The organism is Melioribacteraceae bacterium, from assembly GCA_019638015.1.
Lineage (GTDB): Bacteria > Bacteroidota > Ignavibacteria > Ignavibacteriales > Melioribacteraceae > JAHBUP01.
In genome coordinates this window covers 2,906,281-2,921,559 of record JAHBUP010000001.1, presented here as the reverse complement: position 1 = coordinate 2,921,559, position 15,279 = coordinate 2,906,281, and the positions used below count along the sequence as shown (strand labels likewise).

Below are 15,279 nucleotides of genomic sequence, written 5' to 3'. Positions count from 1 at the left end.
TTTTCTAATAATTTTCAATAAAAGGAATGAAATGTTTTTGCGAGACTATTGGTTACAATTAAAGATAATATTGCAATAAAATAACTTGTCAAAGTAAAGTAGATTAATTTTTTACCGAGCAAGCGCTGAGAACTTTTGAGAATAAATGACAACCCGTAAAAAAGCCAAACAATTATAGTCCCAATTAATTTTGGGTCATAATAACTGAAATCTGGAAAAGCTGAAGGAAGCCAAATAAAACCAATTCCAATCGCTACAGTTAATAAAATAAAACCTATAACCGATGAATTATATGATAACTTTTCGAGCACCTCTAAGTTTGGAAGTCTTTCGAAGAAAAATCCAAATCTGTTCGCTTTAATATTCTTATAAAGAATTAGATATAGAAGTCCATACACTGCCGAGATTGTTATACCTGAATATCCAAGTATTGCACTTATCACATGGATACCTAGAAGACGGTCCCTTAATACTTCGGGGACCAAATAGGTATCGGGGACAAATAGGGATGAAATAATCTGAAACACCAACGCAAAAAATAAAATAAAGGCTCCGGTTCCTCTTATGTCTGTAAATAATTCCAAAATAAAGTAGGAAAATGCAATTGAGCATGCGATTATAGAAAATATCTCAAATTTATTGGTTATTGGAGTGTGGTTATACTCAACAGTCCGAAAAACTAGATAAAGGGAGTGGGCAATTAGTGTCAAAAACAGAACAATTCTTTTAAAGTTTTTGAATCTCTTTTTTTCTTTAATGAAATCGAAGGCATAAAATCCAAATACTGCTGAATAGAGAAGAGGCAGTAGCAGGTTAAATATATTTATAGCTGGAAGCATTGCGTTTCTTTTTTTATGCAAAAATAAGAATAAAAAGTGGGATTTTAATGATGCAGAAAGGTATAAAATTAGTACTAATTAGAATTATTTAGCAGGCTAAATTGTCTTGATGTTCTATAATATAATTTTCAATTCTTTTCAGAATTAAATTAATTACTTTATTCTGATTATTTAAATGCTGTGCTTCCTTAAAATACTCGTAAGATTTTGAAACATCACAGTAGAGCCAAATGATACCCAGACATATTAAATTTTCAAATTCATCTTCAAAATAAGGGGTAGAGAGGGGATTGTCCAGTTCTTTAACCAATTCCGGACAAGGGCAGTCATCTTTTATCGCATCGGCTTCAATAATAAATTCAATATCTTCTTCAACGAGTTCATTAAAAAGGATTAATGCTTTTTCTAAATCATTTGTTTGAGTATAGCAGATTATAAGTTTCCTCTTTAATGATTTATTTGTAGGATTTTTTTCAAATACTTTCTCTAACTCAGAAAGTGCAGCAAAATAGTTTCTCGCCATAAAATATTGATTACCAAGCATTTCACTCATTTGATTCTCTTGATTATTGAGGAGGTTTCTTTTGAAACCTCCTCAAATATAAAAAATTATGAACCAGTTACAACAGGATATTCTTTAACTTCAGTTTGTTTCCATTGGTTTGATATTCCATTGGTTCCCATAAAATCATAGTTGAGCACATTTACACCAAACATAAGAGTTTTTGCATCGTAACCTATAAGCTTGAGTATTGTTGCAACTTGAGCAGAAGTCTGACCAGTGTAGCAGTAAAATGCAATTGGTTTGTTTGTAGGCAATGTCTTTAAAAAGGTCGAAAGTTTCAGGTCTGCCTTAGGTGTATATTGAATGGCTCCAGGGAGATGACCTTTATTATAGTCTGCTGCTGGCCAATAATTGAGAATGAAATAATTTGAAAGTCCACCTGTTACTGTACTATGTAAAACCCTAATATCGCCAAACGGATCTGCTGAAGCTAATATTTGATTAATTCTTTCTTCAAGAATTTCTTTTCCTGTTTTTTTCCCTGTATTAATTGTAGGAAGTGAACCAGCAGCAGGTTTAGGATTTGCAGTAGTTTGAAATGTTGGATAATTATTACCGACAGCCGCCATACTCCATGAAGTACATGAAGAAGAATTCCAAGAGGACATGCCCCATTTTAAAGAAAATACATTGTTATAACCCAATAATCTTAATAGGGCAACTGGTAATCCTGCTGTTTGACCTGAATAACAAGTTATGACAATTTTTTCGTAAGATGAAGCATTTATACCTTTTACATGTGCGACAACATCTTTAATCGCAACATTTTTTGCTCCTTCAATATGCCCTTTTGTTTGAAAGTCAGTAGCTGAACGCATATCTATAATATAAGCTTTACCGGCGAGTTGAGCTGTACGTAAATCTGCAGCGGTTATAACTGCTGGAGCTCCAGTATTCAAGAAATCACCATTTGCTTCAAGGTATTCAACAAGTACTTGTGCTTCATTTACAGTTGGAACTGGGTCGGTTGGGGTTCCTTCATCTTTGCTGCAGCCGACAAATATAATTGGGATGATTAATAAAAGATAAAACAATTTACGAAGGTTCATGGATATACTCCTTTTTGCTATTTGGTTTGTAATGTAGTCATTGTTATTTAACGTTCCACTTAGCTGGTAATTTGCCATCAACAGTAATAGAACTTGTTGCGGTAACTTCCCAGCTATCCAGATCTTTTTTGAATAAATAAATTTCTTTATTTCTGACTTTACCGTCGGGGTCAGTTACGATATGGCAAGCATCATAACATGGTTTGCCGGCATCTACTTTGGTGCGGGATGTCCACTTTATAATATTATGAGGTGTTGCGTACTTGTAGGTCGGACGAACACTAAAATTTGCCAAACTTGCTGTACCATACTCTTTCCAGCTGTCGGGTGCCGTTAGTGATCTTCTTAATACAGCATATTTGTATGGTTTTGTTGTTGAAATAGGATTCAATCCAATTTTAAATCCTTGGTAAGATGCTACTCTTGCACCTGCACCGCCAATATGACAGCTCCCGCAATTATTATAATCTTGAGAATGACAGGTATTACAGCTAAAACTTGAGATGTGAGCTGAATGATAGTTGTTGGATTTGCTTATGTTTGAATGACAATCAGTACATTCTGGCAGCAACTCCATTTTGTAGCGCTGATCATAAACTTTTCCATCGCCATGAATTTCATTTTTTGTGTGACAATTTAAGCATGTGAATTGACGTTTGGTTAAGTGAACATCTGGAACTGTTCCTATTGCCTGTCCAAAATAAGCATGACCACCGCGACTTACATGGCAGGCAACACAAACGTTGGTCATATCGGGGGTTTTATTGAATGAATGCCCGTTCGATAAACCACCACCGGCAGCATTTGGACGGCTCACATGGCAATCGCCGCAAGATGCATGACAAGTAGAGCAATTCTTGTTGTAGCCCTCTTTCATAAGATCAGTTAATTGGTTAAATCCTTCTGGGATATTTGGTAATCCGCTACGTAATACCACCATCGATTTTTGTCCCCAACCTTGCTCGTGAAGACTATTCTTTGTTTTTAAATATATATCAGTGTGGCATTTTGCACATTTATCGGCGGCATGCTCTGATGGTTTTGAGATGAAATTATTAGAGTGAGCTTTTAATTTATCGTCGGTTCCATCAACTCCATTATGACATGATGTACATGGCATTTTACCATGAATATCATTTTTGAAGTTTTCATAACCAGCACCTCCGAGATAGGTACGATCGTATGGTTCGTAATGTGGGGCTTCGCCGCCGCAACCGGATCCTCCTTCATGGGGTGGATCGGGTGTATAAACTGATTTTAAGTGAGCATAGTTCGTATGGCATCCTTCACATGATGCAACTGATAAAGATACTTTCTGTTCACTAAAATCTAAAGGCTGGTCGGTTCGGTCTTTACATCCAAGAATTATAATTAGAGAGAATAAAAATAAGTTTGTAATGAGATAAGTTTTCTTTAGCATTGGCAATCCTTATTAAGATTTTAGCATCTTATTTACAAATTGAGTGCCAATAAAAAATCAACTTAAATGAATATTTTAGTATAAACACTGAAACAAATTGTTTCGATAAAAATAATATGAAGAGCAAATAGTTTGTTTTTATTCTTAAAACAAAGTAAAGCGGTGGGAAGAAACGATTTGTTCCGTCGTTTCAGTTGAAACGCTTTATTTCACTAAATTCATCTCTTTGAGTTTGCGCCAAAGGGTTGTTCTACCAATTTTCAGTTCTTCAGCAACTTTAGTTTTGTTCCATCGGTGTTTTTCCAACAGGGCAATTATTTCTGTCTTTTCTCTGCTCAATGAAGAGGTTGAAAAATTTGGCATGCGTGTGTAATTGCCTTTTCGGGAAGCAATAATTGTCGGGAATTTATTAATATCTATTGTTGGGGAAGTAGTTCTTACAAAAGCATATTCAATCAAATTTTCAAGTTCTCTGATATTCCCAGGATAAGTGTAGGATAGTAGAGCATCAATTGCAGATTCAGAAAAATCATTTATTTGTTTTTTATATATATGTGAAAATTTATTTAAGAAATGTTTTGCCAGCGGAATAACATCCTCAATCCGGTTTCGTAATGGGGGCACCTCAATTGGGATAACATTCAACCTGTAATATAAATCATCTCTAAACAGACCCTTACTCAACGCTTCTTTAATGTTGATGTTTGTTGAAGCGATTACTCGCACATCAGTTTTTCTTGTGAGAGATTCACCAACTCTTTCAAACGTGCCCTCCTGCAATACCCGCAATAACTGAATTTGCATTTGCAGAGGCATCTCCGCCACTTCATCTAGAAAAATTGTTCCCTTATCAGCTAATTCAAATCTACCCGGCCTATCTTTAATTGCATCCGTAAATGCACCTTTAACATGCCCGAACAATTCACTTGCTAGTAAATTAGGAGGGAAGACTGAACAATTAATCTTAATATAAGGTTGAAATTTTCGTGAACCGGTTTGCTGTATTGCGTTAGCTACCAGTTCTTTTCCGGTTCCACTTTCACCATGAATAAAAACGGGAGCGGAGGAATCTGCTATATCTTTAATCAGATCATAAATTTCCTGCATCTGCTTGCTGTGTCCAACAATTTCATGAAACTGATATTGATCATGAAGCTTAATTCCAATTTTTTCATAAACAGAAAAATCACGAAAGGATACTATACCTCCAATTGGTTCTTCTGAATCATTATATAAAACCGCGGCATTCAATTTTATTTTCTTATCGGCACCATGACAATTTTTAATTGTCGAGTCAAAATCAAACAAATTTTGATTTGTCTTTAATACTCTTCCAAGCGGGCAATCGCTAAAGCAGTATTCAGAATTAAAAACATGTTTGCAAAATTTCCCAATTACTTCCTGCCGGGTAAAACCGGTTATTTGTTCAGCCGCTCTATTGAAAAAATTGATTCGAAAGTTTTTATCAACCGTAAAAACTCCCTCACCAATTGAATCAAGTATGTGATCCTTTAATTTATTGTTTAGCTCGTTCATTCTGTTTCAACGTTTCAAACTGTTTCATTAGAAGATAAAAAAAAGCCGCCCTTGAGCGGCTTTTCATAAAATATTTTTAATTGCCAAAGACTTGTATCTTTCCATCTATATGTTTTGATGGGTCAATTATCTTTCCATTTCTATCAACCACACCAACATGACAAGTTGAGCATGATCTTAGAGTTGATGCAATATGTCCTTTTGGAGGTAAACCATGGCATGTACCACATTTTGCTTCCGTGCCATCAACTTTATTCCAAAGAGGAGAATAATTATTACCAACCATTTTTTCTTCTTCATAAGCAAATGGGTATTGCGATGTAGCTTTTGAAAATTCAAAATTACCATGACAATAGGTATTAGAACATTTTAAAGTAGCATGATCGTATGAACCATTTGCATTTTTTAAAGTGGCTATACCGCTAAACTTAACTTCCGCTCCAGGTGAATTATCAATGTGACCGGGGGATCCATAAAAACTTGGAATTGTGTGACATTCACTGCAAGTAACGTTTCCGGGAGCAATTTTAATATTATTTAAATGAAATTGATGCGCGCCAACGGCGGCTTGTGTAGTATTAATTTCGTTATTAGTTCCTCTCGGAGGGGAAATTTTTGAAGGATCATTAAAATCACCATGACAAGTATTGCACGCTTCTGGTCCACCAGGTTTGTTGTGACATGTATTGCATGTAGGACTGGCGACACCTCCGCTATAACTTGCTCCATGGCATGATTTACATTCATCCATATCCCAATTAAGCGTATTTGCAATATATCTACCATGAAATTGCTCCGAAGCAGGATCCATTATAGTTGATTTATGGATTACTATTGAAGGATGGCAATTTGAAGTTGCGCAGCTAACTTTTGTTGTGCCTCCTTGGAAATTCCCTTCATGACATTGTTTACATGATTCGAGGCCGAATTTCTTTGTTTGTAATCCATGATATGTGTCCGACATTGGATTGAAAACATTGCTTCCATGAACACTTACTTTAAGCGGGGGAGTAATTTCATCTTGAATGTCGCTACATGCAAAAGAAAATAAACCTATTAAAGCAACCGCTACCAAATAATATTTTGAATATCTCATAATTTGCTCAAGATTAAATTTTATAGTTTATGGCAATAACTGCAAAATCCTAAACCCTTAATTCCTCCGGGGCGTGCATTTGCGTCTGTATGACATTGGTAACAAACAGAATTCATGTCTGTATGCCAATCTCCACCCGAAGCGGTAAATTTAAAACCACCACGATGAGTTTTAGGATTAGTACCCCTTATGCCATCATTATCGGAATGACACATTACACAATTTGCGTCTGCTCCTTGAACATCATGACATGATGCGCATCTTTCAATATCTCTTTTTGCAAGAATAGCATGTTGACCACCACCGGTTCCAACACCAACGGTTACAAAGTTTGGAGATTTATGTGAAGTCGGAACCATACCACCTAAAGCAAAATCTCCGCCAGTTGAACTATGGCATTCAGCACAAAATGTTTCTCGTTGATGACATGTTTGGCATTCATTCGTTTTAGCTTTTAAATCAATACCATGTGTAAATCTGTAATTAATATCATGAACCCGATTAACTTTTTGGAGTTTGGAATTGTCAGTGAACTTATACGGTGAGTAGGGGACGTAAAAATCTGAGCTTGTATTTGACTCGGTCAACATTGTTGTTCCAACATGGCAAGATTCGCATGAAGCGTTATCGTGACACATCTGACATTGTGCTTTCTCTGACATCGCATTAAATTTATGATTTTTAGCGAACGAAACTCTTCTATGATCATCTGGAATTAAATTTGCAGTAGAAACATGGCAAATCTCACAATCATTAGTTGCGACGGATTGACCATTATGACATGAATAACAAGTCATCATAGGAGGATTTGCTGCAACACTTTCAAAGCTATACGCAACTTCACTTAAACCTTTATGACAGCTTTCGCACAACATTTTCTGGTCTTCAACATGCATTTTATGATTAAACAATAATTCACTTTGCACTTTTACGAATGGTTCATATACATCTTCGTAGTGGCATGTAGAGCATTGTTGATCATCTTCAACATCATGGCATGTGGCGCAAACTGATTTTTCGGGTAATAATCTATCGGATAAAGAGAGACTTCCCGAAACATTCGTATGACATCCGGCACAGTCGGTTGCCTCAGCGTGAACCGCATGTGAAAATTTAATTACATCTTTATTGGTTTTTCCGTTTTTTACTTCTCCGTTATTACTAGCGGCAATAGATAAAACCGCGACTATTATAAGGAGAAGAGAGGCGTATAAATATTTTATTTTCATGATATTCTAAAAGTTAATATTGAACCAATGATTTATCTTGAGTAAAACTCTTAAATCGTTTTTGTAAATCTTATTGTTGAAATACTGGGTCTGCAAATCGAATGAAAACTGTTTCCATGGTCTAACATTTACTCCCGCGAGAAGAGCGGCGATACTGTTCTGTTCAGAATCTTTTGAGAGCTTATATGTTGAATATGATAAACCAACAGAAGGAGTTATAAAGCCATCGGCAAAACTTTTGGCTGTGTAAATAGAAATACCATCAAGCTCACCGGCATAACCAAGATTTTTTCTGTAAGATATGTTACCCCACGATGTGTTTAACCCAATTGTAATTCTTTGAGATGCTTCATCATTATATTCTACATAAGCAAATTTTTGAACAAGAGTTAAGTTCTCATCAATTTTGAAATCGAATCCACCTTCAAATTCTTGTGAATTGCCAAAATTGAAAACGGAGAAAATGGAATTATAGTTAATTTTAGGTTCACGCCAGTTGTAGTAAAGTTCCACGCCAAATTTTTTGGAAGCTTGAACTCGACCTGTAGCTTCAATTTTAGAAGTAACCTCATAATTCAAATCATATTCGTAGCGTGTATCAACGGTAAAAATATCATCAAAGTAAGAAAGATCACCCGACAAATATTTGAATTGATTTGATTTTTGTTCGATAAGAAGATTTGTAAGATTTGAGTTAACATCAATTCGTTCGGCCCAAAAATTAACCGGTTTGAAATTCTTATCGATGAAATTGAGACCTACTTTAAAGTGGTCAAGAAAAAATCCTTCGAACGAAGCTCCCATTACATTATCATTGGCGAAATCATCAGTCAACTCAAGTTTTTGATATGCCGGAACATTTCCTCCATAAAAACCAGAGATAGAGTAATCATCATATTTAACTTTCAAATTTACGCCATCATATAAACCGCCGGCTATAGAGTTAAATAGGGGTTGGCGACCTACCTTTATTGTAACCAGATCTAGTATTTCTCTCGCTTCAAGATATAAATTATAAAAACGCATTCGTGGATCGGCTGAAAGGGAATTACCTAAATTGGTTTCAAAGCCGAGCCGAGAGTTAACCGAAAATTTATCATAATTAAAATTGAGCGATAAACCTTCATAGTTTCTTATATAAGTTTCAGAATTACTTTTAGAATCAAATCTTTCGAATGAATAAAATGAAGAAGAAAATCTGCCATTCAGATTTTGAGCGTTGATAATGAATGGCAGAATAAAAAGTGCTAGAAAAAAATATTTTTTCATTTGAGCGCCTATTTAATAGAATTAACCTTTTGGAACTGGATGAGCAATTTTTGAATACATTTCGTCAAACTTAAATTCTTTGTAAGTAGGACTCTCAGGGTTGTGACATTTAACGCAAGAAGCCTTAATTTCTGCTTTATCTTTCCATGCAATTAAGCCATTCTTCACAGATTCTTCTCTACTTTTCATAACTTTTAATGATTTATAACCGGAACCTGCACCGTGGCAAGTTTCACACTGAACGCCATCTTCAATTTTAAATTTAGCACCGAGTAATTTGGCATCAACTCCATGCCCTGATGCATGGCATTTCAAACAACCTTCCGATTCAACTGCTTTTTTACCATACTTTGCCATTGCAATTTTGTCTGCTTCTGGTGTTTGTAATGTTTTATAAGCTCTTGCATGTAGACTTTCTTGCCAAATCTTTAATTGAAGTCCTTGTTTCTCTGTTTTATGGCAAACGCCGCAAACTGAAGTGCCTTCAAATCCATAAGGTTGTGCTTTTAAAGTATCTGTAGATATAAAAAAGCAAAACGCTACAAATAAAACGAGTGTTAATATTTTTTGTGTCATTCTTTCCTCCTGCTGAGTAATAGATTTATGTTAATCAAATAAAAGAACTTCTTAATCCTATTTTAATATATACCATTTAGTAATAATTGCAAAATTATTTTTTAGAATTTTGATCTAGAATACCTGACTACTGATTCTCCTGTTTCGGATTAATTTTATCATCGAGCCAGGCTCTCAATTCCGGATCATTATTTAGCTCGGACTGGAAGATAGCTTCAGGATCCAGCCCTTTATCAGTTAAAGTTTTAGTAAATAATAATGTTGTATTGCTAACTTTTTTAAGATCTCTATTTCCGTTTTTGTGCTCAGTCCATTCTAATAATACTCTTCTAAAATGACGCTCGTGGTGATGTCTGTAAGTTTTCAAAGACATTTGTCCATCAATCCAAGTTAAGCTCATTGGATATTCATGAGGATGAAAGATGACGAAGAACCAATGCCAAACAAGAATGGCAAGTGTAGCCAGAATTGCTTCATAGAAGTGAATTAATTCGCTCACTTTTATTAACCAGGTCGGCGCCCAATCACCAACTACAGTTGGGAACCAAAGGATAAAACCTGTAACTCCCATTACTATCGTTCCCCAAATTAATGCCCAGTATTCGGCTTTTTCTGTGTAATCATATTTATCATATTTCGGTTTATCTTTGCGCAATTTTAAATAATATAAAATGCTATAATAGGCATCGGTGGCATCGTGCAATTTGGGGAGCAAATTTAGTAAAACGTCTCTTCCCCTTGGGGTGAACATTAGATAGAAAATATGGTAAATTCCGCCGGCTATCATTACCACTGCCGCAACTCGGTGTATATATTGGCGGACCGGTTCAGACATACCCATATTTAATAAAAGATCTGCCCACCAGCTTTGATGATACTTTAATGCAAATCCGGTAATTGCCAGTGTAATAAACGATGTTAAAAGTATGAAATGTTGAATTACTTCATTCTTTGTAAAACGGGGAATTGTAATTTCGTTTGATAGATGTTTTCTTTTCTTTCTTATTTCATAAACAAAAATTAATAAGTTATGGGCAATCATCCCTCCCACAATAGCAACAATCATCCAGAAATAAATTGTTGAAACCCAATCCTCGATTGTTGCAGCTTTTTCATCAAGAGTGGTATGTGAATAACTTTTTGCAAATACTTCACCGGCTCCCTCGTGGCACTTTTGACATGTCGTGGTTACATTATTTTCGTGAACTGATGATTCAGGATGATTTTTAGGAAGTATTTTATGAACATTATGGCAATCGACGCAATATGCCGCGTCTTTATCACCACGCATTACCGCGAGACCATGATAACTATCCTCAAACTTTTTAGCTACTGATCCAGCCGCTCCAAATTTATTTGCGATAATCGGATTCTCATGACATCCAATACAAGTTCTTTGCTGTAATTGACGTTCGGCAGTTTTGTCGGTCAGTCTGTTCACAGATTGAATATCATGCTCATTATGGCAATCGGTACAAACGGGAGATTCTCTAACCCCTTTTTTTGCTCTAATCCAATGAATCGATTGTTCAAATTCCTCGGAAATTTCCTTGTGGCATTCACCACACATTGTTGGAATATTAAAAGTAGAGATTTTTGAGTTTGGTTGAACTTTATTTTTTATATCATGAGTTCCATGACAAGTGCTGCAATTTGGAGCATCAGTTCTGCCCTCTTTAACTAGTACACCATGAATAGAATGAGCGTATAATCCTCCCGGATTTTTTGAGCTAAGCCCATATTTTTCCACCATCTTTGAATCATTATGACAAGTGCCACAAGTAGTAGCAAGATTTTTAGGATGAACTCTGCTTGATTCATTTTTAACAAATTTAACTTCATGGGAACCATGACAATCCCAGCAATTCGCCGCATCGTCAATTCCTTCTAATAGTGCTATTCCATGAATACTTTCACGATGAATTTTTGCAATATCTGTATGGCAAGTTGAACAATCGGCAATTTTAGTTTTTACATTTTCTTTTTTATGTTTTTGCTGAAATCTGGAACCGGTATGACAATCGCTGCAAACCAAATTTTTGTGAACTGAAGAGGGGAGAGCAATCTTTACATTTATATTGTTATGACATGAGTAGCAACTTTTTTGATCTGCTGATACCGAATGATAATTTTTAGCTAATCCAATTGATGTATGACATTTAGAACAGTATTCTTTTATCTTTAGTGAATTTTGAGTTGGGGGTTTCTGAATTTCATGATTACCATGACATGTAACACAGTTTGGGGGATTTTTAACTTTTTGTTTTAATCTCACATGAATATCATTTTTCATTGATGAAGCAATATCTTCATGGCAAGCGGCACAACTAACTTTTGCTACTCCTTTTTCGATATGTTCTTCATCAATTACATCTTGATGACATCCCTGGCAGTCGATGGCAGTTTTGTGAACAGATTTTTCAATCGAAGTTTCATGACAATCGGCACAATTAAAGTCTTGTGCGTTGGTTCGATTTGTTGCTATCAACGAAATCAGTAGAAAAATAAAAAGTACAACTTTATATACATTACGAGAAATCAATTAAAACTCCCTATACTTGGCTAAATGCACCGCTAATTAACTGAGGTTTTGATGTTTCAATAGTAGATAAATTCACACAATAATGAGGAAAAGTGAAACTGTATGTAACCTCAATTCAATCAAATTTGAAATCCGGAGTTAGCCGGAATAAAATAATTAAAACAGATAATGGACTTAAATATCCTTTCACAAAATATTTAGATATCTCATCTTTGTCAATGAAATCTATTCATAATTAATATATAAATTATAGTAAACCCGACTCAGAGTCTTTTTCTAATTTTATAAACCTAAAATAAATAGACACATTTTATAGGATTATTGTGAAAGTAGTTTCTGAATTTGGTGTAGATTGAACTGAAATACTTCCGCCATGAGCTCTGATGATACTCTGTGAAATACTCAACCCAATACCAGAGCCTTCTTTTTTTGTGCTATAGAAGGGAACAAAAACCCGATCGATAATTTCTTCAGAAATGCCTGGACCATTATCCTCAACTTTAATTGCTGCTTTTCCTCGTTCATTAATCTCGGCAGAAACTTTTATAAAACCATTAACAGAACTGCCAAGTGCTTCAATTGAGTTTTTTATTAAATTTATTATTACATGTTCGAGCAATTCCTGGTCCACCATTATTTCTATATTTTCAGGATGGATAGATATCTCAAAATTGATATTACTACCCGTTAAAATTGACTCGACTAGCAACCTTATTCTATAAAAAAGTTCACTCAATTTAACCGATTGCAAATTAGGTTTGTAAATTTTTGAGATGTCGCGGAATTTATTTACAAAATTCACCAATCCTTCGCTTCGTTTTTGAATAGTATTTAGCGCATCATTTATATCGGAAATTGTATCGGGTTTTGTATCAAAATTGTTAGCATTATTTTTTAAGAGACTGTTGGCAGTTGCGGCTAGTGATGAAATTGGAGTAATTGAATTCATGATTTCATGTGTTAATACTCTTATTAACTTTTGCCAGGCTTCAATTTCTTTCTCTTCAAGCTCAGCTTGGATATTATATAATGAAATTAATTTTAGATCTTGATTCCTCATCCTAAACTCGGTACCATGAACCATAAGCTGTACTATCTCGCCATTGTCGGAATACTTAAATGTATTCTTGGTGCCGGGAGATAGCTGGAATAAAAATCTTCCCAGTCCGCTTCCTATTTTATCGAGTGATGATAAATTACGAAGGTGATGGATCTTTAATATTTTTTTTGCAGAACGATTTATAATTTCAACCTCACCCTTGGTATTGAATGAAATTAAACCAATTCCCACATGATCAATAACAGTCTCGAGGTATCTTAAACTCTCCTCCTTCTCCATCCGAGCATTCTTAAAATTGTTCAGAACTTTATTCATCTCATCAGAAAGTTCTCCAAAATAATTGCCGAGATTTGATATTGAAATATTTTGGGAAAAATCGGAATAATTAATTCCACGTAGAAAATTGATTAAACTTCTGTTAGAATAATCAACATATTTAATCAAATAAATAATTTGAAATACTAAGACAACACCTAAAATTGTGGTAGAGAATATTGAAGACAAAAAATAAAAATGGAAGATGAAAAAGACATTCAGAATTATTAACAGTAATCGAGAAATAATTTGTATTCTAAAGTTATTTAATTTATAACCCATGCTTTTCCATTCTTCTATATAATGATGCGCGTGTCAATCCCAATTCCTTGGCAGCCTTCGAGACATTTCCATCATACTTAATAAGAGCTTTTTGAATTATTTTCTTTTCAACTTCATCTAAGTTAAAAGTGTCAAAGGATTCACCGTTTGATTTCTGATTACCAGTATTAAAGTATATATCGGCTGGACTGATAGCATCTCCATCACAAAGTATAACGCTTCGTTCAATTAAGTGTTGTAGTTCTCTTATATTACCCGGCCACTGATAGGCCTCAAATCTATTCATTGTCTTGGAATCAATATAAAGATTTGGCTTATTGTATTTCAGCTTATAATGTGAAAGAAAATATTCAACAAGTATTGGGATATCCCCTTTCCGTTCTCTCAAAGGGGGTAAGTGAATTTCTACTGTATTAATTCTATATAATAAATCCTGCCGAAATTTATTTTCATCTACTCGATCATAAATTGGAATATTTGTTGCACAAATCAATCTTATATCAATACCAATAGATTTATTTGAACCAAGCCGTATCACTTCCTTATTTTGAATTACAGTTAACAGTTTGGATTGAAGTTCAAGAGGAATATTCCCAATTTCATCAAGAAAAAGTGTGCCTCTATCAGCGATTTCAAATCTACCCGGACGGTCCTCTTTTGCATCGGTAAATGCACCTTTAACATATCCGAATAATTCGCTCTCAAAGAGTGTTTGAGATAGAGCGCCAATATCCACATTAATAAAAACCTCACCAGCACGTTTAGAATTTTTGTGGAGCGCGCGGGCAATTAATTCTTTTCCGGTACCATTCTCTCCCAATATTAAAACATTTGCATCAGTTCCGGCTACCTTTGAAATAGTTTGAAAAACTTTTTGCATTGAATCGGATAAACCAATTATCTCTGCAAATCCATTTTCGGAAAGTTTATTTATATAATGTTGTTGTGTTTTAATTTTATTTAACTCGATACGCGAATGCCGCAATTTGCATGCTGAAGAAAAAGTAGCGATTAGTTTTTCATTTTGCCATGGTTTCAGAACAAAATCTGTTGCTCCTTCTTTAATTGCTTTTATTGCGGTATCAACATCCCCAAAAGCCGTAATTAAAATTATGACTGCCTGGGCATCAAGTTTTAAAATTTCCTTTAACCAAAAAAATCCCTCTTGCCCACTCGTGGTATCTTCAGAAAAATTCATATCAAGAAATATTACATCGTAACTATCCTCAGCTAATAATTCGGGTAATCTGGCCGGGTTTTTTTCTGTAACAATTATTGACGCGGTTCCCTTTAAGAGTAATTTAATGGAAAGGAGAATATCCTCATTGTCGTCCACTACTAAAACTTTTGGTTTGATAGTCATACATCTCTCGTTTTTCAAAAACACTATTTATACCATTATTTATGCCAATGAATATATCCCGAAATTTGAAAATAACCTTCTTCAACTTAATTAAAATAGATTATAAATGTACGATTACGTACACCTATGAACGCATCC

At 34.8% G+C, this 15,279-nt stretch carries 12 protein-coding genes; all 12 read right to left on the bottom strand.

Features of this window, described 5'->3' with window-relative positions:
• Positions 1 to 14 precede the first annotated feature (14 nt).
• Positions 15 to 839: a cytochrome c biogenesis protein CcsA gene (gene ccsA, locus KF816_12560; protein ID MBX3008846.1), complete on the bottom strand. Its 825-nt coding sequence runs from the start codon at positions 837 to 839 to the stop codon at positions 15 to 17.
• A gap of 88 nt (positions 840 to 927) precedes the next feature.
• Positions 928 to 1,392 (bottom strand): tetratricopeptide repeat protein, encoded by a 465-nt coding sequence (locus KF816_12555; GenBank protein ID MBX3008845.1) that lies wholly within the window; start codon positions 1,390 to 1,392, stop codon positions 928 to 930.
• A 56-nt stretch (positions 1,393 to 1,448) separates the two neighbouring features.
• Positions 1,449 to 2,453 carry a rhodanese-like domain-containing protein gene (locus KF816_12550; protein MBX3008844.1) on the bottom strand — a complete coding sequence of 335 codons (1,005 nt, stop codon included), beginning with the start codon at positions 2,451 to 2,453 and terminating at the stop codon, positions 1,449 to 1,451.
• 43 nt (positions 2,454 to 2,496) lie between these two features.
• Positions 2,497 to 3,873 (bottom strand): hypothetical protein, encoded by a 1,377-nt coding sequence (locus tag KF816_12545; protein ID MBX3008843.1) that lies wholly within the window; start codon positions 3,871 to 3,873, stop codon positions 2,497 to 2,499.
• A 204-nt stretch (positions 3,874 to 4,077) separates the two neighbouring features.
• Positions 4,078 to 5,409 carry a sigma 54-interacting transcriptional regulator gene (locus KF816_12540; GenBank protein MBX3008842.1) on the bottom strand — a complete coding sequence of 444 codons (1,332 nt, stop codon included), beginning with the start codon at positions 5,407 to 5,409 and terminating at the stop codon, positions 4,078 to 4,080.
• Positions 5,410 to 5,485: 76 nt separating this feature from the next.
• Positions 5,486 to 6,505 (bottom strand): CxxxxCH/CxxCH domain-containing protein, encoded by a 1,020-nt coding sequence (locus KF816_12535; GenBank protein MBX3008841.1) that lies wholly within the window; start codon positions 6,503 to 6,505, stop codon positions 5,486 to 5,488.
• Positions 6,506 to 6,525: 20 nt separating this feature from the next.
• Complete coding sequence (locus tag KF816_12530; GenBank protein ID MBX3008840.1) at positions 6,526 to 7,734, bottom strand: cytochrome C; 1,209 nt, start codon at positions 7,732 to 7,734, stop codon at positions 6,526 to 6,528.
• 6 nt (positions 7,735 to 7,740) lie between these two features.
• Positions 7,741 to 9,003, bottom strand: coding sequence for a hypothetical protein (locus tag KF816_12525; GenBank protein MBX3008839.1), 1,263 nt, complete (start codon positions 9,001 to 9,003; stop codon positions 7,741 to 7,743).
• Positions 9,004 to 9,024: 21 nt separating this feature from the next.
• Positions 9,025 to 9,579, bottom strand: coding sequence for a cytochrome C554 (locus tag KF816_12520; protein MBX3008838.1), 555 nt, complete (start codon positions 9,577 to 9,579; stop codon positions 9,025 to 9,027).
• Positions 9,580 to 9,706: 127 nt separating this feature from the next.
• On the bottom strand, positions 9,707 to 12,121 hold the full coding sequence (locus KF816_12515; GenBank protein MBX3008837.1) for a cytochrome c3 family protein: 2,415 nt from the start codon (positions 12,119 to 12,121) through the stop codon (positions 9,707 to 9,709).
• Between the two features lie 310 nt (positions 12,122 to 12,431).
• The gene (locus tag KF816_12510) at positions 12,432 to 13,685 is read right to left on the bottom strand and encodes an ATP-binding protein (protein MBX3008836.1); all 1,254 of its coding nucleotides are present in this window, start codon (positions 13,683 to 13,685) and stop codon (positions 12,432 to 12,434) included.
• Positions 13,686 to 13,767: 82 nt separating this feature from the next.
• Positions 13,768 to 15,141, bottom strand: a complete 1,374-nt coding sequence (locus KF816_12505) for a sigma-54-dependent Fis family transcriptional regulator (GenBank protein ID MBX3008835.1) — start codon at positions 15,139 to 15,141, stop codon at positions 13,768 to 13,770.
• Positions 15,142 to 15,279 lie beyond the last annotated feature (138 nt).

Excerpts from the sequence above, each read along its gene's own strand:
- ccsA (MBX3008846.1), bottom strand. The coding sequence starts at position 839 with ATGCTTCCAGCTATAAATATATTTAACCTGCTACTGCCTCTTCTCTAT.
- KF816_12555 (MBX3008845.1), bottom strand. The coding sequence starts at position 1,392 with ATGAGTGAAATGCTTGGTAATCAATATTTTATGGCGAGAAACTATTTT.
- KF816_12550 (MBX3008844.1), bottom strand. The coding sequence starts at position 2,453 with ATGAACCTTCGTAAATTGTTTTATCTTTTATTAATCATCCCAATTATA.
- KF816_12545 (MBX3008843.1), bottom strand. The coding sequence starts at position 3,873 with ATGCTAAAGAAAACTTATCTCATTACAAACTTATTTTTATTCTCTCTA.
- KF816_12540 (MBX3008842.1), bottom strand. The coding sequence starts at position 5,409 with ATGAACGAGCTAAACAATAAATTAAAGGATCACATACTTGATTCAATT.
- KF816_12535 (MBX3008841.1), bottom strand. The coding sequence starts at position 6,505 with ATGAGATATTCAAAATATTATTTGGTAGCGGTTGCTTTAATAGGTTTA.
- KF816_12530 (MBX3008840.1), bottom strand. The coding sequence starts at position 7,734 with ATGAAAATAAAATATTTATACGCCTCTCTTCTCCTTATAATAGTCGCG.
- KF816_12525 (MBX3008839.1), bottom strand. The coding sequence starts at position 9,003 with ATGAAAAAATATTTTTTTCTAGCACTTTTTATTCTGCCATTCATTATC.
- KF816_12520 (MBX3008838.1), bottom strand. The coding sequence starts at position 9,579 with ATGACACAAAAAATATTAACACTCGTTTTATTTGTAGCGTTTTGCTTT.
- KF816_12505 (MBX3008835.1), bottom strand. The coding sequence starts at position 15,141 with ATGACTATCAAACCAAAAGTTTTAGTAGTGGACGACAATGAGGATATT.